Source organism: Desemzia sp. AGC72 (assembly GCF_057334175.1).
On the sequence record NZ_JBHFIG010000010.1, the window covers coordinates 52,853 to 76,829 of the forward strand.

Consider the following 23,977-nt stretch of genomic DNA (forward strand, 5'->3'; position numbering starts at 1 on the left):
TGTATAGGTTGGTTCATAAGATTCACAAGTTTGAAGAAATTTATAAATCAAAGAATAGGTGAAACGTGTTGGAAAACAAACTAAAAGTACGTGTTGAGAATGTTACAAAACAATATGATCTATATAAGCAAAAGTCAGATAAAGTTAAAGCGCTGTTTAAATTTTCTAGAAAAGATATTCCTACTTTTTGGGCTCTAAGAGGAGTTACCTTAGATGTATACGATGGCGAGACTGTTGGATTGATCGGTGTGAATGGATCAGGGAAATCAACTCTGTCCAACATCATCGCAGGCATCATACCACCAACTACTGGAAAAGTAGAAGTTAATGGAGATACTTCTATTATTGCTATCTCTGCTGGTTTGAAAAATCAATTGACTGGTTTGGAAAATATTCGATTAAAATCATTGATGACAGGTAAAACAAACCAAGAAATTGATGCAACCATCGATGATATCATTGATTTTGCTGAAATTGGTGATTTTATTAATCAACCGGTAAAGAGTTATTCAAGTGGTATGAAATCTCGTCTTGGTTTTGCCATTGCAGTTCACACTAATCCTGATATTTTGATTATCGATGAGGCATTATCAGTTGGTGATGAGACTTTCTACCAAAAGTGTGTAGACAAAATGTTAGAATTTAAAGCGCAAGGGAAAACAATTTTCTTTGTTAGTCACTCATTGAATCAAGTCAAAAAGTTGTGTGATAAAATTGTTTGGATGCATTATGGTGAAGTTCGTATGGCAGGACCTGCCGAAGAAGTAGCTGCTGAATATAAAAAATTCAGTGATGACTTTAAGAAAAAAAGTGCAAAAGACAAAAAAGCATATCAAAACAAACACAAACAAGATCAGAAAGATTTTGATGTCCGTGCTTACTTTAAAAAACTAGAAGAACAAACAACAGACAGCAATAAATTAAAAGATTTGAACACTCAATTTGAAGAAGAAAAAGTAACCGATCGAATGAGACTGTCTACAAGGTTGACTTTATTGGTTGTGACAGTGGTCACTGGATTTCTGATAGGGGTTCATTTGAGCGGGAATTCCTTGAGTAGTGTATTGTTTGGAGCTCAAGCAGAATCTGAACAGGTGCATGAAGAAACAGCCTCTCTTGTTGATGAAGATATAGAATTAGTAGAAACAACTATGACAGAAGCTTAAATAAATATAGTTCATATAGAAAGAAGGAGAAAGTTGGAACAAATCAAAAAAATAATATATGTATGGTTGATTAGGTTCTTATCTCTTCTTTCTAAGCCTTTACCAGTCAAAAAAAGAATTGTTTATCTAATGAGTTTTCCAAAAAATGATAATGGTTTTCTGGACGCTTTAGTTACAGAAAATCCGAGTATTGAGATCATCATTCTTTTTGAAAAAAATTGCGAAGAAGAAGCGCTGAAATTTAAAGAAGCAAGAGTTAGGCTGATGCCTATATCTTCTTCAATAGATTTTTTATGGAAAGCAGTGCCTGTTCTTATGCAAGCAAAAATGATACTGTGTGATAATTATTTCCCGTTCTTAGCAGGGTTGCATCCAAAGAAAGAAACAACAATTATTCAAATCTGGCATGCAAATGGAGCAATCAAACGGTTTGGTTTAGAAGATCCTACTGCTTTAAAAAGAAGTTTTTTCGATCATCTTCGCTTCAAACAAGTCTATAAACGTTTTGATGAGTATATTGTAGGATCAGAAATGATGGGGAAAGTTTTTCAAAATAGCTATGGTGCAAGTAAAAGCAGCATAAAACCATTGGGAAATCCTAGAACAGATATTTACTTCAATAAATTACTGATGGATGAGAAAAGAGAGGCCTTCTTTGACCAGTATCCTGAATTAACAGGTAAAAAAATTATTTTGTATGCTCCTACTTATCGAAATGGGTTAGAAGACGACTATCCTTTTGATGTCCGGCGATTATATAAAGCTTTAGGAAATGAGTATGCTGTTCTAATGAAAAAGCATCCTCATGTTTTGAGCAGGCCTATTGCAAATGAGTACAAAGAATTTTTTTATGGGGATTTAAGTCAGCATAAAATTGAAGATTTATTAGTGGTTACGGATATCTTGATTACTGACTATTCTTCAGTACCCTTTGATTTTACATTGCTTGATAATGCAAAGAGTATATTGTTTTACTGCTACGATTTAGAAGAATACGATCAAATAACAGGACTGCAAGAAGATTTCAAAGAATGGGCACCTGGAGAAATCGTGCAAACGATGGATGAGTTGATCGTTCAAATAAAAAAAGAAACCTATAATGATTTTGTAGAATTTAACGATAAATGGAATACGTACAATGATGGGTATGCTATTAAACATCTTATAGAACATATTCAAAAATTATTGTAGTATCTATATGAATAAGGAGATTCAACATGAAAAATGTTATGCTTATTATAAAAGAACAATTCGATAACGTTGGAATTATAAGACGTGTATCAAAGTACGAAGAAAAAGCAACTTATCAAAGCCACTATCTAGGCTTGATGTGGCAATTCTTAAATCCTTTAATTCAAATCGGGATTTATTATCTAGTCTTCGGTTTAGGTGTTAACGGTGGACGCAATATAAACGGCACGCCCTTTATAGTTTGGATGTTGATAGGAATCATAGCATGGTTCTTTGTAAATACTAGTTTGTTAGGTGGCTCTAATAGTATATATAATAAGGTGGGAATGGTTTCTAAAATGAAGTTCCCCGTTAGTGTGTTGCCATCGATCAATATGGCCAGTAATATTGTTTCTTACTGGTGGATGATGGCCATCTTAGTAGTAGTAATGTTTGTTTTTGGCGTTTATCCAACCATTTATTGGCTGCAGTACATCTATTACTTTGTTTGTATGATAGCCTTTTTGTTTGCTATGGGGATTTTAGATTCAACCATTACTATTTTGGTTCGTGATTACCATATTATGTTGCAATCGATTTTAAGATTATTGTTCTATATTTCAGGTCCTATTTGGGATGTTGAAACACGTAGCTTCCCCGATTGGTTAGTAAGGATTTTCCAAATTAATCCCGTTTACTATTTCATCAATGGTTTCAGGGATACCTTTCTTTCTAGAGCTTGGTTCTGGGAACAACCGACATTAGCGTTGATTTTCTGGGGAATCATTTCTATTATTTTGATATTAGGTACACATTTACACATGAAATTTAGAGCTCGTTTTGTAGACTTTATTTAACTTTGTTATAGTATCGAAAAGAAAAATTGGAGGGAACAAAGATGAGAAAAGTACTGACTTATGGAACATTTGATTTATTACACAAAGGACATATTTTGTTGTTAGAAAGAGCTGCAGCATTAGGAGACCATTTAACAGTAGCTTTATCAACGGATGAATTTAACGCTATTAAAGGGAAAAAAGCTTACACTCCTTGGGAAGACCGTAAATTGATTTTAGAGGCTCTATCATGCGTAGATGAAGTTATTCCTGAGAATGATTGGGATCAAAAAATAAGCGATGTACAAAAATATGATATTGATGTATTCGTTATGGGAGACGATTGGGAAGGAAAATTTGATTTCCTTAAAGAGCATTGTCAAGTAGTGTATTTACCACGAACTGAAGGTATTTCGACTTCTAAAATAAAAGAAGACTTGAAACAAATCAAAGCCGAAGTAGACAAAATCAGTAAAAAAATAGAAGAAGACATTGAAAGAGAGTTTTAATAAATAATGAAGCAAAAAATAATAACCTTTGCCTTAACTATTGTTTTTAATCTTTTCAAACTGCTTCCTGTTAAACGCAACGTGTATATATTTGAATCCCAATATGGTGGACGATTTGATGATAATCCAAAAGCTATTTATGATTATTTGAAAGAACAAGACAATAATGAACATAAATTATTTTGGAGTATCCGTTATCGCGATCGTAGTATTGTGGAAGAGGAAGAAGTTAATGTTCTGTATCGATTTTCTATCCGATGGTTATATTATATGGCTAGAGCTGAGTTTTGGATTATTAATGCACGTCTGCCTCAATGGTTGCCGAAACGTAAAGAAACAAAATACGTTCAAACGTGGCATGGAACGCCGTTAAAAAAATTAGCTTTGGACATGGATACATTTGGTATGCCGGGTTCCAGTTTGGAGAATTATAAAAAGAATTTCTTAGCAGAAACGCAGAAATGGGATTATTTAGTAGCGCCAAACCAATATTCAAAAGAGATTTTTAAATCTTGTTTTGCTTTTGAAAAAACGTTTATTGATAGTGGATACCCCAGAAATGATATTTTATATAAAAAAAATAACGCAGAAGAGATCGAAGCAATAAAAAATCGTTTAGGGTTGCCACTGGATAAAAAAGTTATTCTTTACGCCCCAACTTGGCGCGATGATTACTATATTTCTAAAGGCAAATACAAGTTTCATATTCCATTTGATATGGATCAATTGATTGACATTCTTGGAAATGATGCTGTTTTTATTTTTAGAGCGCACTATCTAGTAGCTGAAAGTTTAGATGAACTTTCGACTCATCCCAATTTATTTAATTTTTCAACGAATGTAGATATCAGCGACTTGTATTTAGTCTCTGACTTACTCGTTACAGATTATTCGTCGGTTTTTTTTGATTATGCTAATCTTAAGAGACCGATGTTGTTTTATGCTTATGATTATGAACATTATCGGGATAATTTAAGAGGTTTTTATTTTGATTTAGAAAAAGATGCTCCAGGTCCATTTGTGACTGATGAAGAGTTATTTTTTAAAGAATTATATTTATATATTAATGAAATGAAAAGTAGGGAGTACTCTCTGGAAATTGAGGATTTTTATAATAGGTACTGCAAATGGGAAAATGGAAAAGCCGCAGAAAGTATAATAACTTATATTAATCATAAAGGTATAAATTCTAATAATTAAAGTAAGGGAATGAAAATTTATAGTGGAGCTCAAAAAATTAAAAGAAATTGCAAAATTTTATATTGGTCCAATGAACGAATTGAGGAAAAATAGAAACCTTAGAATGAAAAGTTACTATATCAGCATGATTGATAAAAAAACAGTAAGAAATAACACTTTTTTGTTGGAATCTTATCATGCTGTTAGTATGACTGGAAATGTTTACGCGCTGTTTACTGAATTGTTAGATGAGGCAAAACTTGCTGATGCTGAGTTTTATTGGGCAACTACTGATTTGAACAATCCAATGATTAAAAGAATTCAAAAAAAATATTCAAATCATAAAAATATTCACTTTGTCGAATATGAAAGCAAAAAGTATTTCTATTTGTTAGCTACTTGCCAATATCTAATTAATGATACTTCTTTCTTACCTTACTTTATTAAGAGAGATGATCAAATATATATAAATACTTGGCATGGAACTCCCTTAAAAACTTTAGGTTTAGATATCAAAAATGCTACCTTGTCTTCGCATAAAAATATACAGCGGAACTTTTTACAAAGTGATTATATGTTTATGCCGAATCGTTTTACAGCTGATCGTTTAATAAAGGGACATGATCTAAATGGTATATTAAATAGTAAGGTATATATTACAGGAAATCCAAGAGTCGACTTAACTCTTTCAACAGACAAAGCTGAGATTATTCAATTACTAAATCTTCCTCGAGATAAGAAACTTGTACTTTATGCGCCTACTTGGAAAAAAGATTTAGAAGAAACAACTGAAGAAGACATTTTACAACTTTTAAAAGAAGTGGAACAAATTCAAAAATCTCTAGGAGAAAATTACAAAGTCTTATTAAAAGCTCATTACTTTATTTATGATTACTTCGTTGAACATAACCTTACAGATAAAATTATACCAAATTGGATAGATACAAATGAATTGTTAACATGTATAGACAAACTGATTACGGATTATAGCAGCATATTTTTTGACTTTTTGCCAACTAAGCGACCGATATATTTTTATATTCCTGATAAAGAGGTTTACGAAGAGACTAGAGGATTTTATTTAGACTTAAATGAACTGCCTGGAATATTATGTACGACTATAAGTGATCTCTGTCAATCTTTATCAATTGAAGATAGTGATTACAAAAAACAATACAAAAAACAATATGATCGTTATTTAAAAGGTTTTTGTTTGAACGACGACAATCATTCTAGAAGTAGAGTAGTAGATATATTATTCCGGAACAACAAAAATCAAGAAAAAGAGATATCGTATTTATCTAATAAGAAAAAATTATTATTCTATTGTGGTGGTTTTTATAATAATGGTATTACAAATTCTGCTATCAATTTATCAAAAAAAATTGATTACGATAAGTATGATGTAGTTTTTATAGATACAGACAGAATGAATAAAGAAAAATCTAATAATATTCAAAGGGTAGATTCTAGAGTACATTTTATCTATAAATTTAGTGGGGTAAACAGAGGCTACATGAACACCATTCGGCAAAATCTTTTGTATCGTCAAGGTTTAGATACTCCATATGTTAATAAGGAAAAGTTGGAGAAACATTTAAATTATGAATACAAAAGAATAGTAGGAAAGTTGCCAGTGGATGTCCTAATTGATTTTGGTGGATACAATAAAATGTTCAATGCATTATTTGCTTTTGCTGAGGTGCCAAGGAAAGTAGTATACCTTCATAATGTTATGATGGAAGAATACAATAAAAAAATTAGTAATAAATATAAACATAAATGGAATCTAAAAGTCATTTTCAGTTTGTATTCGTGTTTTGATAAAATTATTTCTGTTTCTGAGAGCGCAAATGAAAGAAATGAATTGGATTTAGGAAATCAAATAAAAAATTATAAAAATAAAATGGATTATGTCAACAATTCAATAGATGGAGATTCAATACTTCAATCTATTAATAATGGAGAAAGCTATAATCGAGGTAATGATATCTATAGTTCTAATGATAATCAACCTAGAAAAGTTTTCTTAGAAGAAACAGATCAAAAAACAGGTATAACTACGCTTAAAGGTTTTATTCCTCCTAATAGTAGTAAAGTTAATTTTGTAAACATAGCTCGTCTTTCTCCTGAAAAGAATCATATTGCTTTAGTTACAGCATTCGAAAAAATATTGAGATACAATAGAGATTGTGAGCTATTTATTCTAGGTGAAGGACCATCAAGAACAGAAATCGAGAAAAAGATATTTGAATTAGGTATAAGTAAGAATGTTCATTTGATGGGACATCTATCACATCCTGCTATGTTTTTGAACCTATGCGATTGCTTCGTTTTATCTTCTAACTATGAGGGTCAAGGCTTAGTTTTACTAGAAGCAATGATCGTAGGAAAACCTGTTATTGGCACTGACGTTCCTGGGATACACAGTGTGTTAGAAAATACAAATGGTTTGTTGGTTGAAAATTCCGTTGAGGCTATTTATCAAGGGTTGAAAAAATTTATAAATGGGGATATTCAGGCTGAGAAATTTGACTATGTTTCATATAATGAAGCAGCGCTTAATGATTTTTACAAGAAAGTTTGCGGTGATTAATACCTATAAATTCACGGTTTATTGTATTGTTCATGTTTTACTCAAAGCTTTAAATTGCAAATGAAAAAGATTATATCCTACTGAGTTCTTTTATTTGAACTTAGTAGCATTTAATTATTAATAAGATTAGGAGTAAATTAAATGAATTTGGTCAAGAAAAACTATGACTCTTTTTTAGAAAAATTTTATTCAGAAAAAAAAGTGATTTTATTTTTTATATTAGAGATAATCATATTAATAGGTTTTGAAGTGTCTTTTAATTATTTTTCAATTACAAAAGTTGGCTTATTATCTTTAATAGTCACAGGTTTATTGTTAATCTCTAGAAAAAAGATTTATCAAACAGTTTTTGTCATTATATCTACTTTTGGTATAATGTTCTCCATACTGTCACCTGTTTTTGAAGTATGGGATGAGCCTGCTCACTACACTAGAGCTTCGTATATAACAGAAGGTCACTTGGGACTGACGAATGATAAAGAACAGCAAATAGTTTCTGATGATATCAAAACATTAGTAGATACTTCAGAATATTTGACTCGACATGACAAAGTTTTACCCAATTTCTTTGAAACGAGATTATGGGAGTATGAACATTCTGAAAACAAGAGCTATGAGTTTAGAGTACCTATCACAAATGCGTATGCATTTGTAAGTTATATCCCCAGCTCTCTTGGTCTTTTAGTAGGAAAAATAGTTTCCAATGGCAATCTAGGTGTAATGTTTTATTTAGGAAGAATATTCAATGTTCTCTTTTTTGCACTTTGTGCTAGTATAGCTGTTAAAGTGTCTCAGAAATGGAATAAAATCTTTGCTTTCTTTGCACTGCAGCCTATGGTAATCTATATTAGTTCTTCCTTTAATCAAGATGCCTTTAGCTATGGACTACTGTTAATAATCTTTGCTTATTTTGTTAATCTCTTGCAAAGAAAAGAAAAAGAAATTTACTTAAAGGACATCATTGTATATAGTTTTTTATGTATACTAATGGCACTTACGAAACTTCCGTACATTACTTTAGCCGGTCTACTGATCTTTATTCCTAAAGAAAAGTTTAGCAAAACTAAGACATTCATATCTGCTTTTTTAGGTATGTTCATTGTTATTATCTGTGGAATATTTTGGATATTATCATATTCAAAAATAATTGGAAATGTACCTGATCCTAACGTAGATATGATCAAACAAATTATTCATATATCAAAAGATCCAGTATCATTTTTCAAATTACTGTTAACTAATATTATTGGAACCATCAATAAATATAATCAGTTATCTAATTTTGCTTGGGATAATCAACACGCACCAGAATTAGCTTTAGTAAATTTATCTTTATTAGTACTTCCGCTAACTTATCCTATTCCAAAATATGACAAGATTGCTCCTATTACTAAGCTTGGGGTCGCTATAATAGCGTTGACTACGACAGCGCTGATTTACATGTCTATGTATCTTACATGGGACTCTGTAGGATCTGAAATTATTACTGGAGTACAAGGACGCTATTTCTTTGGAATTTTATTAGCTGCGCCTATTTTCGCAAACTTTTCTAAATCATTTGGATATAGTGAAGAAGAAGATAATAAAAATATACTGATTTATATAGGTATCTTTTTACTAATTTGGTCTATAGCGTCCAGACTAGGCACATATTATTAAAAATATTGAATAATATAAGGTGTTATATTAGTTATTCAATTGACAAACAACTTTATTATAATCGTTTCAAGTACGACTAGGAGGAACATAACTGTGCAAGTTAATAACCATACATTCGTTATTTGTGCTTACAAAGAATCGCCTTTTTTAGAAAAGTGCGTAGAGTCATTATTAGAACAAACAGTAAAAAGTAGTATAATTATTTCTACTGCTACACCTAATCAGCATATTGAAGACATTGCTAACAAATATAATTTACAACTCGCAACTCATGAGGTTGCTGGTATTGGTATTGATTGGAATGCAGGGTTAGATTTAGCTACCACAAAATACGTTACTTTGGCTCATCAAGACGATGTTTATACACCAAAATATTTAGAGACTTGTTTAGACATGTTTAATTCCGATCCAGATGCCTTAATAGCTTTTACTGATTATCTAGAAATGAAAAACGATATTCTTTTAGAAAGAACAAGAAATTTAAAGATTAAACGAATTGCATTAGCACCAATTAAAAGATTTCCAAATAACAAATTCATAAGAAACCGATCCTTGTCATTAGGAAATAGTATTTGCTGTCCAGCGGTGACTTACAATATGGAGCGTTTAAAAGGGTTCCAGTTTGACACTAAATTTTCTTCGAACTTAGACTGGGAAGCTTGGTACAGAATTGGTAAGCTAGACGGATCGTTTCTATATTCAGATGAACCATTGATGTATCATCGCATACACGGGGAATCTGAAACCAGTAACGCTATTCAAAATAATAAGCGAACTCTAGAAGATAGAGAAATGTTTCAGAAATATTGGCCAAATTTTATTGTCAATATCTTAATGAAATTTTATATAAAAAGTCAAGAAACAAACTGATGTTTATATAGTTGAAATCGAATATTTATTGCTCAATATCTTTAAATAAACATATCTTGCATATAGAACTAAGTTCGTCAGATACTTGATTCTATATGCAGAAGTATGCAGGAGGAAGAAATGAAGATACTAATAGTTATACCAGCTTATAATGAAGAGGAGAGCATTATTCCTGTTTTAGAAGACTTGGAGAAAAATTTGCCTCAATACGATTATGTAGTAATTAATGATGGAAGTGCGGATGCTACAGTTAAAGTATGTAGAGAAAAAGATGCACCCTTAATTGATCTCCCTGTAAACCTTGGATTGAGTGGTGCATTTTCAACAGGTATGAAATATGCAAAAGAACATAATTATGATGGAGTAATTCAGTTCGATGCTGATGGGCAACACCTTTCAGAGTATATCCCTAGCATGGTTGCAGAACTAGAAAAGGGATTTAATATAGTAATCGGCAGCCGATTTGTAACTGAAAAAAAACCCTTCACATCTCGTATGGCTGGAAGTTTTTTAATTTCAACGGCTATAAGAATAATGACAAGAAAAAAAATAAATGATCCGACAAGTGGAATGAGATTATTCGATAAAAAAATGATCCACGAATACGCTACAAATCTAAATATGACTCCTGAACCTGATACAATAAGTTATTTGATCAGAAGAGGAGCGAAAGTTTCCGAAACACAAGTTACTATGGAGGACCGTACAGCTGGAGAAAGTTACTTAAACTTTTCTAGAAGTATAAAATACATGGTAAGAATGGCAATATCTATAATGATACTTCAACCGTTTCGTGATAAAAGACAAATAAACTAATAATGGATAAGAGAGTGGATAAGAATGACAATCGGACTTAGAATAATATTGTTTATCGGAGCTGTATTTACAACATATTATTTTGCAAAACAAGTAAGAAATGGAAAAGTAGAAATACAGTATTCTCTTTTTTGGATAATTTTTTCACTTGTTTTAGTAATAATAAGTGTGTTTCCTAATATTATTATTTTTACTGCAAGAATAATAGGTGTACAGTCTCCAGCGAATCTTTTGTTTTTGATTATAATTTTTGTTTTACTTTTAAAAGAATTCAATACAACGTTAAAATTATCAAAATTGGAAGAACAACTAACCCATTTAATTCAGAAAATAGCATTAGAAGAAAAAAGAAAATAATAAGACTCTCATTGTTGTAATAATTTAATTAGAGATAGATTATAGAAATTGTAAAAGACGAGGAGACATAGTATGGTTTTATTTTTCGTATATGTAATATTATCAACTTCAGGTCTGATTTTGGTTAAACTAGGATCCGAAAATTTACTACTGAGTTTAACTACTTCATTGCTTACTATGCAAATTCCTTTACTAAGTTTGTTAGGATTGTTTTGCTACTTATGTAGTTTCTTGTTGTGGATGTATATTATCTCAACATCAGCAAAAATAAGTTATATTGTTCCTTTAGGTGTAGCGGTAACAAATCTTGCTATTTTAGCAGGTTCCTACTTTATACTTAATGAAACGATATCTATTTACACAATCGTTGGTACTATGCTTATTATTGCAGGGGTAGTCGTAATGAATATCAAATTAAAGAAGAAAAGTTTTTTATCAGATAAAAATAGCTAAAAAAGTTAATTGTATAACTAGCTCAAACAAGAAATACATGAAGTATTCTACTTTAACAAGTGTTGAGTGCTAAATATTAAAGTAGAAAAGATAAGGAGACCTACTATGCTTTTATTTTTCATATATGTAATACTACAAACCTCGGGTCTGATTTTAGTCAAACTAGGATCTAAAAAGTTAACTATGAGCTTAACCAAGTCTTTATTTTCAATGCAAATCTCTTTATTGAGCCTATTGGGCATTTCCTTTTACTTATTGAGTTTTGTTTTGTGGATGTATATCATTTCAATATCGGCAGAAATAAGTTATATTGTCCCGTTAGGGGTAGCGGCAACAAACTTAGCTATTTTGGTAGGCTCTTACTTTATACTTAAAGAAACTATAACAAAAGCTACGATTATAGGAACTATACTTATAATTGCTGGAGTAGTAATTATGAATTTCAGTTAAAAAAAGCAAAAGCTGGAATTTTAATTAAACAAAGATATTGTATAAGAAACTAACTAGCTGCTTATTACATGTTTTTCTAATATTTATAAATTATCACATGCGAGTAATTAAATTTTTTAACTTTAAAAATGATATAAGGAAGTTGTTTCACAAAATAAAGGAGGAGTATAATGAGTAGAAGATTACAAAAAGTTGTAGTGGTAATGATGATATCAATTCTATCTATAAACTTATTACCAACGTCTATAGTTTTTGCAAATGAGAGTGATAAAGATGCTCATAATTCTTTCATCAATTCATCAGTTCAAGATAGCCAGAATCTTGAAGAAAGTGCATCCAATATACATAGCGAGACAATTGATGAAAAGATAACTGAAGTGGAATCTTTAGAGTCACTTTCCGAAGAAGAAATTTCAGAAGAATCTTCCAATGATGTAGAAGAGAATCTTCCAAATCAGGAAGATAGGGGAAAAGAAATAGTTGAAAGAGACGTACATTATAATGTACAAGTAATAAACAAAGATTACTATATTTACCCAGAAAGTAATATGATGGACGAAACGAATAAAAAAGAGATGCCAGAAAAACTTTTGTATCAATCATTAACTGTCCTAAAAGAAAGAGAAGTTTACGCAACTACATGGCTCTTAATTTCTATAGATGAAGATATTTTAGGTTGGATCGAAAAAAGTGCCGTTGAATTACTGGCGGATGAATCTGAAGCTCCGTCGACATTCAGTATGAAAAAATCGAGCACAATGCCTATTTTAACTTACTCTTCACATATCCAAGATAAAGGTTGGATGAAAGAAGTTAAATCAGGAGAGACGAGTGGAACTACCGGCTTAAATAAACAAATGGAAGCTTTGAAAATAAATCTTACAGGTATGGAAAATTTAAATATCGAATATTCTAGCCATGTTCAAGATATTGGGTGGATGGATTGGATCAACAATAACGAAATATCAGGAACTGTTGGACAATCTAAGCAAATGGAAGCTCTTAAAATTAGATTGACAGGTGCAGAGGCAGAAAAGTATGATGTTTTCTATCGTGTACATTCAGAAGATTATGGATGGCTTCATTGGACGAAAAATGGTGGAAATGCAGGAACAGTTGGGTTGCTCAAGCACATAGAAGCTGTTGAAATCGTGTTACAAGAAAAGGGATTAAAAGCTCCTGGCCCTACTGAGAAACCTTATATTGAAGGTCAGCCAAAACCGACAATCAATCCTTCTATAAGCTATGATGCTCACGTACAAGACTACGGTTGGAATCCAACAGCTAAAGATGGTACTACAGCAGGCACAACAGGCAAGAGCAAAAGTCTAGAGGCTTTGAAAATTCGCGTAGATAAAGTTCCGGAACTTGGAGTAGAGTATTCTACTCATGTAGAAGATTATGGTTGGATGAACTGGGTAAGCAATGGACAGTTATCAGGAACAACTGGAAAATCAAAACAAATTGAAGCTATCAAAGTTCAGCTTACTGGAAGCAATGCAAAATACTATGACATTTATTACCGAATACACTCAGCAGAATTTGGATGGTTAGGTTGGGCAAAAAATGGAAATTCGGCTGGATTAGAAGGTTATAACCTTCCTGCAGAAGCTATTGAGATAAAGATTGTAACCAAAGGAACTCAAGTAGGTGATTCTAAAGAAGCATCATTTGTAAAATTCACACCACCATCTATTAAATATACTTCTCATGTAGAAGATAAGGGTTGGTTAGTAGATGTAAAAAATGGAGCTGTAAGTGGAACTACCGGACAACAAAAACAAATGGAAGCTATTAAGATGTCGTTAGAAAATTCCCCATACGATGGAAATATCTCCTATCAGGCACATGTGGAAGATCATGGTTGGCAAAAAACTGTCACTAATGGTTCTTTGGCTGGTACTGTTGGTAACCAAAAGCAAATAGAAGCTATAAATATTAAATTATCTGGTACTCTATCAAGATTTTATGATATTTATTACCGTACTCATATAGAAGATTACGGTTGGTTAGGATGGGCAAAGAATGGAATGAATTCTGGTTCTCAAGGAATGTCTAAACGAATAGAAGCTATTCAAATCAAATTGGTTAAGAAAAATACCGGAGTATCAGTAGATGAAGATGTTGCTTTTAAAGAAAAAAAAGTAATTTATTTAGATGCCGGACATGGGGGATATGAGAGTGGCGCGTCATATTACGGTGCTCAAGAAAAGGATTTAAATTTATCTGTTGCAAAAAAAGTTCAAAGTAAACTAGAAAAATTAGGATACAAAGTTATAATGTCACGGACAACAGACAAGAGAATTACTCTTATTGATAGAGCTATAGATGCAAATAACAGTGGGGCAGATATTTTCGTAAGCGTACATCATAATGCAATGCCTAGAGATTCTTCAGTTAAAGGTATTGAAACATTCTATTATGAGTATGATCCGAATTATCAACCTCAAATAAATAAAGAATTACACAATGATCCGATAAGACTAAAAGAAAGTGCAGATCTCGCATCAGAAATTCATAAATCACTAATTAATAATACAGGTGCAACAAATCGTGGCATCAGAAGAAATACGTTTGCTGTATTACGTGAAACAAAAATGCCTGCAGTTTTACTTGAACTAGGCTATATGAGTTCCCCTGTAGAAATTGCAAAATTAAAGACAAATTCATATCAAAATAATTTAGCTGATGCTGTAGCTAATGGTATTAACCGATACTTCAAAGATTAAAAATGGTTCATTCTTTTTAGAAAGTTAACTTTTATATAGAAATCTGAAAAGTACTTACTTGTTTGAAATTTTTCAAACAAGTAAGTACTTTTTTATAGTATGAAATAGTTGAAAAAACATGTATTTATCAATTAAATAAAATTTTGTTATAAAAGTTAATTCTTAAGAGTTATTTGACTTTATTGTAAGATTATTTTTATTAAGACAATGAAATATGATAGAATGAATACTGAAGCGTTTAAAATTAAAAATTATATAATTAAAAGGAGCAGTTGAAGTTATGAAAGGAATTATTTTAGCAGGAGGAAGTGGAACTAGATTATACCCGCTTACAAAAGCTGTTTCAAAACAATTGATGCCGATTTATGACAAACCAATGATTTATTATCCAATGTCTATTTTGATGTTGGCAGGAATCAAAGACATATTGATTATTTCTACTCCAACAGATACTCCAAGATTTGAACAATTATTTGGAGATGGACATGAGCTGGGGTTAAATTTAGAATACAAAGTACAAGAAAAACCAGATGGATTAGCTCAAGCTTTTATACTGGGAGAAGAATTTATTGGCAATGATTCAGTTTGCCTCATTTTAGGAGACAATATCTACTATGGTGGAGGATTATCTAAGATGCTGCAAAGAGCTGCAAGCAAAGAAAAAGGGGCTACTGTTTTCGGCTATCATGTTCATGATCCAGAGCGTTTTGGAGTGGTAGAATTCGATGATCAAATGAAGGCTATTTCGATTGAAGAAAAACCGGAAAAACCAAAGAGTAATTATGCTGTAACAGGCCTTTACTTCTATGATAATAAGGTTGTAGAGATTGCTAAAAGTATTGAACCTTCTCCTCGAGGAGAGCTGGAAATTACGGATGTAAATAAAGCGTACTTGGAAGCTGGAGAATTGGATGTGGAAGTGATGGGACGTGGGTATGCTTGGTTGGATACTGGGACTCATGAGTCGTTGTTGGAAGCCGGAACATTTATTGAAACGATTGAAAAACGTCAAAATTTAAAAGTGGCCTGTTTAGAAGAGATTTCTTATCGCATGGGGTACATTGACCGAGAACAATTGATTGAATTAGCCCAACCACTGAAGAAAAATGAGTATGGTCAATATATGCTAAGATTAGCAAACGAGGTGCACTAATGGGGAAAATTAAAATAACAGAAACCAAACTAAAAGATGTGAAAATACTTGAGCCAGCAGTATTCGGCGATCACAGAGGATTCTTTACCGAAAGCTACTCACAAGAAGATTTTAAAGCCGTTGGAATTGAATTTGACTTTGTGCAAGATAACCATTCCTTATCTACTCAACCAGGAGTCTTAAGAGGATTACATTTCCAAAAAGGCGAAGCTGCACAAACAAAACTGATTCGAGTAGTAACCGGAGTAGTATTAGACGTTATTGTAGATATCCGTAAAGGCAGCCCTACTTATGGTCAGTGGGAAGGCTATATATTATCTGAGTACAATCATCGTCAATTACTGGTGCCAAAAGGCTTCGCACATGGCTTTGTTACCTTGACTCCAGATGTAAACTTTCTCTATAAATGCGATAATTACTATAATGCGGAAGCGGATGGAGGAATCGCATTCGATGATCCGGATTTGGGTATTAACTGGCCTATTTCAATTGATAAAGCTATTACTTCTGAAAAAGACATGAAACATCCTACACTAAAAGAATTTGAAGCTGAGAACCCTTTTGAATATGGAAGCATTTAAGATTAGGAGAATTTAAAAAAATGAAAAAGATTATTGTTACTGGTGGAGCAGGATTTATTGGTTCTAATTTCGTTCATTATGTGGCTAAGTATTATCCAGATGTCCATATTACGGTATTAGATAAATTAACTTACGCGGGGAATAAAGAAAATTTAGCTGGATTACCAGAAAGCCAAGTTGAATTGGTAGTAGGCGACATCGTAGATGCTGAACTAGTCGATCGTCTAGTGAAAGATACCGATGCAGTAGTGCATTACGCCGCAGAGTCACATAATGACAACTCATTGAATGATCCATTCCCGTTTGTCCAGACAAATATTATGGGAACATATACGTTGATTGAAGCTTGTCGGAAATATGATGTACGTTACCACCATGTATCGACTGACGAAGTTTACGGGGATTTGCCTCTACGTGAAGATTTGCCTCATCATGGAGAAGGGCCCGGGGAAAAGTTTACTGCGGAGACGCCTTATAACCCTTCCAGTCCATATTCATCTACTAAGGCAGGATCTGACTTATTAGTCAAAGCTTGGGTGCGTTCTTTTGGGTTAAAAGCGACTTTGTCTAACTGTTCAAATAATTATGGCCCTTATCAGCATATTGAAAAGTTCATTCCACGTCAAATCACGAATATTTTATCAGGTATTCGACCAAAACTGTATGGCGAAGGAAAGAACGTGCGAGATTGGATCCATACAAATGATCATTCTTCGGCAGTTTGGACTATTTTAACTAAAGGAAAAATAGGCGAAACCTATTTGATCGGAGCAGACGGAGAACAAAACAATAAAGAGGTATTGGAATTGATATTGGAATTGATGGACCAGCCTAAAGATGCATACGATCATGTGAAAGACCGCGCGGGGCATGATTTGCGTTACGCAATTGATTCTAAGAAATTACGAGATGAATTAGGGTGGACTCCAGAGTTCACCAATTTCCAAGACGGATTAGCGGATACGATAAAGTGGTATACTAAAAATAAAAATTGGTGGCTGGCAGAAAAAGAAGCCGTAGAAGCTAAATACGCTCAAAATGGACAATAAAACTTTATAATTAGGTGAAAAAGATAGGAGTAATCCTATCTTTTTCTATAGAGGAGGAAGCAAGATGATTTTAGTAACCGGTGCAAAGGGACAATTAGGTTCTGAATTAGTAAAATTATTGGATGAAAAAGAGGTAGCTTACGTAGCAGCAGATTCGAAAAAGTTGGATATTACTGATGAAACAGCTGTTCGAGAATTTATCTTAGCATTGAAGCCTACGGTTATTTACCATTGTGCGGCTTACACGGCGGTAGATGCGGCAGAAGACGAAGGGAAAACAGCGAATCACTTAGTCAATGTACAAGGGACTGAAAATGTGGCTAAAGCGGCTGAATCTGTTGGAGCAGAGATGGTTTACATCAGTACCGATTATGTATTTGATGGGACAAACGAAGGCGAATATCCTGTAGATGCTCCAACTAACCCTCAAAACGAATACGGACGTGCTAAATTAGCTGGAGAACAAGTGGTGCAAGAGCTTTGTAGTAAATACTATATCGTACGAACTTCTTGGGTCTTTGGAGAGTTTGGGAACAATTTTGTTTTTACGATGCAACGGCTTGCTCGCACACATTCTCGTTTGACTGTAGTGAGTGATCAAATTGGTCGTCCGACATGGACACGTACTTTGGCGGAGTTTATGCTTCATTTAACCACTACTCATCAAGATTATGGCATCTATCATTTGTCAAATGATGGACTTTGTTCATGGTATGAATTTGCTACAGAGATTTTAAAAGACGAAGCAGTGGAGGTGGCTCCTGTCACTTCAGAAGAGTATCCGCAAAAAGCTTATCGTCCTAAACATTCCATATTAGATTTATCTAAAACAAAAGATACAGGGTTTATCATTTCTACATGGAAAGAAGCTTTAAGATCTTTTTTGGAAGAAACTGAACTTTCATAGAGTTGTCACTTTTCTGTAGTAACATTCATGATATATTTGATAAGTAATCAAAATAAAAGGTGATAGGATGTTTGATATTGAAGGATTTAAAAAAAATGAACAAAAAGTTAGCAATGGTATTGGCTACTGCAAGTTTGAGCTCAGTAATTATTTCTCCAGCTTTAGTATTTGCAGAGGAAACAGAAGTTTTAATTCAAAACGAAAAAACTGAGGAAGAACTTATTGAATCTGATAATTTAGATATATCGGGTGAAGAATTAACTGAAAATTTTTTAAATGTTGAGGAAGAGAAACAAATTCAAACATCCTCAAGTGAAGAAAGTAAAGATTTAAAACAAGTAGGAGAGTTAGACCCACATATCAATGAAGAGAATGCTAAAGATGATCAAACTACAAATATTGATGTTCCAGAAGAGGATGTTTTTTCTTTAGAAAAAAATAGAGAAACAGCAATACAAATAATGGAAGAAGAGATGCAAACTAAAGAAAGCGGAATGTTCATGAGAGCGCGCGCTTTACCGCATACTACAATTTTTATTAATAGTGTTGCTTCTTCAGCTGTTAAAAATGGTAAAATATACGGATTATACCCTTCTGTTATTATTGCTCAAGCTATCTTAGAATCCGGTTGGGGGGGAAGTTCATTATCAGGGCCACCTAACCATAATCTCTTTGGTATTAAAGCCGAAAAGGGATATACAGGTAATTATGTAAAAGTGCCCACACAAGAATGGATACCAGACAAGAGCTATAAAGATGGTGGATATTTTATCACTATATATGATAACTTTAGAAAATATTCTTCATATGATGAGACTTTTAAAGATCATGCCAATTTTTTGAAAAAGACTCGTTATACCAATGTTTGGATTCAAAATGCTGCTACATATCAAGATGCAACAGCTGCATTACAAGCTGCAGGATATGCTACAGATCCTCAATATGCCATTAAGTTAAATAATATAATCAAAAGTTATAACTTAACTCAGTACGATCCTGTACCTAGTGTAGCTTACTCTACACATGTCCAAGACATAGGAACTTTAAATTATGTTGCCAACGGAGTTACGGGAGGTACTGTAGGAAAGAATAAACAAATGGAAGCTATCAAGATAAAAATTGATAATTTGCCTGGTTTAGGAGTAGAATATTCATCTCATATTCAGAATATAGGTTGGGCAAATTGGGTATCCAATAATCAATTGAGTGGAACACAAGGCCAATCTAAACAAATGGAAGCTATCAAAATTCAACTTAATGGATTAAAAGCTAAGTTGTATGATGTCTATTATCGTGTTCATGCAGAAGATCATGGTTGGTTGGATTGGGCAAAGAATGGACAAAGTGCAGGAACAGTAGGTTATGGCAAACAACTGGAAGCTATAGAAATTAAAGTTGTTAAAAAGGGCGAAGTTGCCCCTGGTCCAACTATTCGTCCTTATATAGAAAAAATAAAAATACCTACGGTCCTATACTCGTCACACGTGGAAGATAAGGGATGGCAAACCACAGTAAAAAATGGACAGTTATCAGGAACTGAAGGTAAAAACAAACAATTGGAAGCCGTTAAAATTGCGGTTGAAGGTGTGGACGGTTTGGAGATTAAGTACACTTCTCATGTTCAAGATTATGGGTGGATGAGTGAAGTAAAAAATAATCAAGTTAGTGGAACAACAGGAAAAGCAAAACAATTAGAAGCTTTAAAGATTAATTTAGCGGGTTCAAAAGCTGGTCTTTATGATGTATACTACCGTGTTCATGTAGCGGATATTGGTTGGCTGGATTGGGCTAAAAACGGACAAGAAGCGGGAACAACGGGATTAGCAAAACAATTAGAGGCTTTTGAAATTAAAATTGTGAAAAAAGGGTCGCTAGCCCCTGGATCTACCACTAAATATTTCTTAACAAAATAGTTATAAATAAGATGACTAGACTCAAGTAAAAAGAGTCTGGTCATTTTTTCTATAAAAGGATAGAATGAAGAAGAGTATAATAATGAAAGTGAGTAGATAAATTTGCGGAAAATAAAAGTGATGTCCATATTTGGAACGAGGCCAGAAGCTATTAAAATGGCTCCTATTGTGTTGGCTTTAGAAAAGCAACCTGAGAGATTTGAGTCTCTTGTAACTGTGACAGCTCAGCATCGGGAAATGTTGGATCAGGTTTTAGCTTTGTTCGATATTAAGCCGGATTATGATTTGAATATTATGAAAAAACGGCAAACGCTATCTGAAATTACAGCTAATGTATTATTGGGACTAGATCAAGTCATGAAAGAAGCAAAGCCAGACATCGTATTGGTTCATGGAGATACAACAACAACTTTGGCAGCTGGAATGTCAGCCTTTTATAACCAAATAATGATTGGACACGTTGAAGCGGGACTACGTACATGGAACAAGATGTCTCCTTACCCAGAAGAAATGAATAGACAAGTGACAGATATTATAGCTGACTTGTATTTTGCTCCAACTGAACAAAGTAAAGAAAACTTATTAAAAGAAAATCACCCTGCAGATAAAATTTTTATTACAGGAAATACGGCTATTGATGCTCTTAAAGAAACAGTGAAAGAAGAGTATACACACGAAGTATTAAGCAGAATCAAAAAAGACAGCCGCTTAATCTTATTGACTATGCATAGAAGAGAAAATCAAGGCGAACCTATGGCACGAGTTTTTAAAACTATTCGAAAAGTGGTCGAAGAAGATGGAAGTATCGAGGTAGTCTATCCTGTTCATTTGAACCCAGTCGTGCAGCAGTTGGCGGCTGAAATTTTAGGTAACCATGAACGAATTCATCTAATTGCTCCTCTTGGGGTGATTGATTTCCACAATATAGCTGCTCGAAGCTATTTGATCATGACAGATTCAGGCGGTGTTCAGGAAGAAGCTCCTTCACTAGGTGTACCTGTTTTAGTATTGCGTGATACGACAGAACGTCCTGAAGGTGTGGATGCGGGTACTTTAAGGTTGATAGGAACAAATGGAGAAGAGGTTGAGCGTTCTTTAAGAGCGCTTTTAACGAACGAAGAGATGTATCAAACTATGAGTTTAGCAAGTAATCCATATGGAGACGGAGAGTCAGCTGAACGAATACTTGAGGCAATAGCTTATTCGTTTAAACAAGTAGAAGAACGGCCAGAAGATTTCTTAATCTGAAAGACAGGTAATTTGTTGTAAAATAGTCACAAATTTATATAGATTACTTTTAAATAACATAGTATGATAGAAAAGAATTAGTTTTTATTTAAAAACGTCCAGACGTTGAAAGTAGGAGAAAAATGGATAACAATACACGTAGTCAAAGAAGACAACCCTCTAAAAAGAAAAAGCCTTCCTTCATGAAAAAGCTAGGCTGTGGCATAGGAATTGTTTTTTTGATTTTATTGATAGCAGTCGGTGTTTTTGTATTTAAAGTATATAGTGATGTGACAAATACTACAGATGAAATCTACCAAGACGTTGAAAAAGAGGAACGTCGTCAAGACCCAATCGAAGTGAAAAATAAAGAACCCTTTTCTATCTTAGTGTTAGGAGTAGATACGGGAGATTTAGGTCGTACGGAACAAGGAAGATCAGATACGATGATGGTCTTAACGGTCAATCCGAATACAAATCAAACATCTATTGTAAGTATTCCAAGAGATACTTATACAGAAATCATTGGTCGAGGAACGATGGATAAAATTAATCATGCTTATGCATTTGGCGGAGTTTCAATGTCTGTCAACACTGTTCAAAATTTACTAGACATTCCAATTGATTACTATGTCGAAGTAAATATGCAAGGAGTCAAAGATATTGTAGATGCATTAGAAGGCGTACAAGTTACACCTGTATTATCTTTCAACTATGATGGATACTCATTTGCAGAAGGACAAACAACTACTTTAGATGGTAATGCGGCTTTGGCCTACTCACGTATGCGTTACGACGATCCTAATGGAGACTACGGTCGTCAAGCCCGTCAAAGACAAATCATTATGGCTGCAATGAACAAAGTTGCATCTTTATCTTCCATTATGAATTATCAAGGCATTTTAGGAACGTTAGAAAATAATATGCAAACGAATCTTACTTTTGATAATATGCTCTCTATTTTCAATAATTACAGAGGGGCAGTATCAAACATAGAGGAAATTCAACTAGAAGGTGCTGGGACTAAAATTGATGGTATCTACTACGCTATTGTCGATGATGGTGAATTAGCAACAGTTTCTGGAGCTTTAAAAGAACAACTTGAAATCGAATAAGTTATAGAAAATCCCATGATTGAATTCATGGGATTTTTTAGTGCACATTAAATTTTTGTGTTCTCTATTTCCTTTTGCTAGTATGGTCGTATCAGATTGTCTAAGACAGGAGCGAATAAAATGGAACAGAAATGGGTAGTATTTTATGTGTCTTCACATGGTTTTGGACATATGACAAGAAGTTTAGCGGTTATTGAAGAAATAATGAAACAGACATCTTATCATGTCTATTTGATCTCTGGTGCTTACCAAAATCACTTTGCTCGAAATTATTTAAATAAGGTAGCTGATCGGATGAAATATAAAGATCTGCAAACCGATATCGGATTGGTAACAGTTCAAGATAGTTTAGCGGTCGATGCTGAAGAAACAGAACGACAATTAAATTCTTTTGTAGCCAGTTGGAAAGAAATCGTAGCAGAGGAAGTACAGCAATTAGCATCTCTGTCTATTAAATGTGTTATAACAGATATTACACCTATTGGGGCTCTAGTAGGGAAAAAGCTGGAATTACAAACGATTGGATTGTCTAATTTCACGTGGGTAGAACAGTATGAATTTTTCCATATCAAAAAGGGTATCATTGAAGAGTTCAGAACAGCTTACGCCAATTTAGATTTATTTAGTGAGTATGCGCTGGCTTTACCGATGGAAAGTCTTAAGAGTCCTAGGAAATCTATTGGATTTCTGTCTCGAGAATTGAATTTGGGCAAAGTCAGTGATTTAAAACAGCAGTATGGTCATAGTATATTTATTTCTTGCGGCAAAGCGGTAACGATAGACAACGTCCATATTGAAAATTATCATGGAACTGTATTTGCCACGAGCGGTGTTACGGTCACTGGAAGCGATCAAATTATTGAGTTGCCAACCGACACACAAGATACTCACAACTATCTTGCAGCTAGCGATTTAGTGATCGCTAAAGCAGGTTGGGGAACGATTTCTGAAGCTATTACAGCAAATAAAAAATTGGTATTAATAGAACGAGAGAGTGTTTTAGAAGACACTCATAATATTGAGCAGTTAAAAGAGAAGAATTTGGCTATTTCAATAAAAGAAAGTGAATTGGCTGCTTTGGATATTTCTCAGTTAGAAACACGTGCTGTCAGAGATATTTCAATGGAGCGGTTGTATGAGTACACTAATCAGCAAGATAAGATGATTGAATTGCTGGGATTGAAGTAAATGTATGCTGAAAAAGTGATGAGTAGAAATGAAAAAGATTCCAGGGAGCATATC

General features: G+C 33.4%; 20 protein-coding genes. All 20 read left to right on the forward strand.

All coding sequences use genetic code 11. The features are described 5' to 3' along the window. The first annotated feature begins 68 nt into the window (after positions 1-68). The 20 genes from tagH to ACE025_RS05815 all read left to right on the forward strand — a co-directional run bounded on the left by tagH (position 69) and on the right by ACE025_RS05815 (position 23,923). Positions 69-1,166 (forward strand): teichoic acids export ABC transporter ATP-binding subunit TagH, encoded by a 1,098-nt coding sequence (gene tagH, locus ACE025_RS05720; protein ID WP_485938346.1) that lies wholly within the window; start codon positions 69-71, stop codon positions 1,164-1,166. Positions 1,167-1,295: 129 nt separating this feature from the next. Next, complete coding sequence (locus ACE025_RS05725) at positions 1,296-2,357, forward strand: CDP-glycerol glycerophosphotransferase family protein (protein ID WP_485938348.1); 1,062 nt, start codon at positions 1,296-1,298, stop codon at positions 2,355-2,357. Positions 2,358-2,383: 26 nt separating this feature from the next. Beyond that, positions 2,384-3,193 (forward strand): ABC transporter permease, encoded by an 810-nt coding sequence (locus ACE025_RS05730; protein WP_485938350.1) that lies wholly within the window; start codon positions 2,384-2,386, stop codon positions 3,191-3,193. 41 nt (positions 3,194-3,234) lie between these two features. Continuing rightward, positions 3,235-3,681, forward strand: coding sequence for a glycerol-3-phosphate cytidylyltransferase (gene tagD, locus ACE025_RS05735; RefSeq protein WP_485938352.1), 447 nt, complete (start codon positions 3,235-3,237; stop codon positions 3,679-3,681). A 6-nt stretch (positions 3,682-3,687) separates the two neighbouring features. Continuing rightward, positions 3,688-4,881, forward strand: coding sequence for a CDP-glycerol glycerophosphotransferase family protein (locus ACE025_RS05740; protein ID WP_485938354.1), 1,194 nt, complete (start codon positions 3,688-3,690; stop codon positions 4,879-4,881). A 22-nt stretch (positions 4,882-4,903) separates the two neighbouring features. Beyond that, entirely contained in the window at positions 4,904-7,456 is a 2,553-nt protein-coding gene (locus ACE025_RS05745) for a CDP-glycerol glycerophosphotransferase family protein (protein WP_485938356.1), read from the forward strand. Between the two features lie 141 nt (positions 7,457-7,597). After that, positions 7,598-9,115, forward strand: coding sequence for a DUF2142 domain-containing protein (locus ACE025_RS05750; protein ID WP_485938358.1), 1,518 nt, complete (start codon positions 7,598-7,600; stop codon positions 9,113-9,115). Positions 9,116-9,208: 93 nt separating this feature from the next. Next, positions 9,209-9,985, forward strand: a complete 777-nt coding sequence (locus tag ACE025_RS05755; RefSeq protein WP_485938360.1) for a glycosyltransferase family 2 protein — start codon at positions 9,209-9,211, stop codon at positions 9,983-9,985. A gap of 120 nt (positions 9,986-10,105) precedes the next feature. Continuing rightward, positions 10,106-10,801: a glycosyltransferase family 2 protein gene (locus ACE025_RS05760; RefSeq protein WP_485938362.1), complete on the forward strand. Its 696-nt coding sequence runs from the start codon at positions 10,106-10,108 to the stop codon at positions 10,799-10,801. 24 nt (positions 10,802-10,825) lie between these two features. Next, positions 10,826-11,158: a DUF2304 domain-containing protein gene (locus ACE025_RS05765; protein WP_485938364.1), complete on the forward strand. Its 333-nt coding sequence runs from the start codon at positions 10,826-10,828 to the stop codon at positions 11,156-11,158. 72 nt (positions 11,159-11,230) lie between these two features. Then, positions 11,231-11,611, forward strand: coding sequence for a hypothetical protein (locus ACE025_RS05770; protein ID WP_485938366.1), 381 nt, complete (start codon positions 11,231-11,233; stop codon positions 11,609-11,611). A gap of 620 nt (positions 11,612-12,231) precedes the next feature. Continuing rightward, positions 12,232-14,790 (forward strand): N-acetylmuramoyl-L-alanine amidase, encoded by a 2,559-nt coding sequence (locus ACE025_RS05775; RefSeq protein WP_485938368.1) that lies wholly within the window; start codon positions 12,232-12,234, stop codon positions 14,788-14,790. Positions 14,791-15,070: 280 nt separating this feature from the next. Continuing rightward, positions 15,071-15,943, forward strand: a complete 873-nt coding sequence (gene rfbA, locus ACE025_RS05780) for a glucose-1-phosphate thymidylyltransferase RfbA (RefSeq protein WP_485938370.1) — start codon at positions 15,071-15,073, stop codon at positions 15,941-15,943. Then, positions 15,943-16,524, forward strand: coding sequence for a dTDP-4-dehydrorhamnose 3,5-epimerase (rfbC, locus tag ACE025_RS05785; RefSeq protein ID WP_485938372.1), 582 nt, complete (start codon positions 15,943-15,945; stop codon positions 16,522-16,524). The genes rfbA and rfbC overlap by 1 nt, the downstream gene beginning before the upstream one ends. Before the next feature lie 20 nt (positions 16,525-16,544). Then, on the forward strand, positions 16,545-17,573 hold the full coding sequence (gene rfbB / locus ACE025_RS05790) for a dTDP-glucose 4,6-dehydratase (protein WP_485938374.1): 1,029 nt from the start codon (positions 16,545-16,547) through the stop codon (positions 17,571-17,573). Between the two features lie 64 nt (positions 17,574-17,637). After that, positions 17,638-18,480, forward strand: coding sequence for a dTDP-4-dehydrorhamnose reductase (gene rfbD / locus ACE025_RS05795; protein ID WP_485938376.1), 843 nt, complete (start codon positions 17,638-17,640; stop codon positions 18,478-18,480). 77 nt (positions 18,481-18,557) lie between these two features. Further along, the gene (locus tag ACE025_RS05800) at positions 18,558-20,393 is read left to right on the forward strand and encodes a glucosaminidase domain-containing protein (protein ID WP_485938378.1); all 1,836 of its coding nucleotides are present in this window, start codon (positions 18,558-18,560) and stop codon (positions 20,391-20,393) included. 102 nt (positions 20,394-20,495) lie between these two features. Then, entirely contained in the window at positions 20,496-21,641 is a 1,146-nt protein-coding gene (gene wecB, locus ACE025_RS05805) for a non-hydrolyzing UDP-N-acetylglucosamine 2-epimerase (protein ID WP_485938380.1), read from the forward strand. Positions 21,642-21,823: 182 nt separating this feature from the next. Further along, positions 21,824-22,735 carry an LCP family glycopolymer transferase gene (locus ACE025_RS05810; protein ID WP_485938382.1) on the forward strand — a complete coding sequence of 304 codons (912 nt, stop codon included), beginning with the start codon at positions 21,824-21,826 and terminating at the stop codon, positions 22,733-22,735. Between the two features lie 120 nt (positions 22,736-22,855). Then, positions 22,856-23,923 (forward strand): glycosyltransferase, encoded by a 1,068-nt coding sequence (locus ACE025_RS05815; protein WP_485938384.1) that lies wholly within the window; start codon positions 22,856-22,858, stop codon positions 23,921-23,923. Positions 23,924-23,977 lie beyond the last annotated feature (54 nt).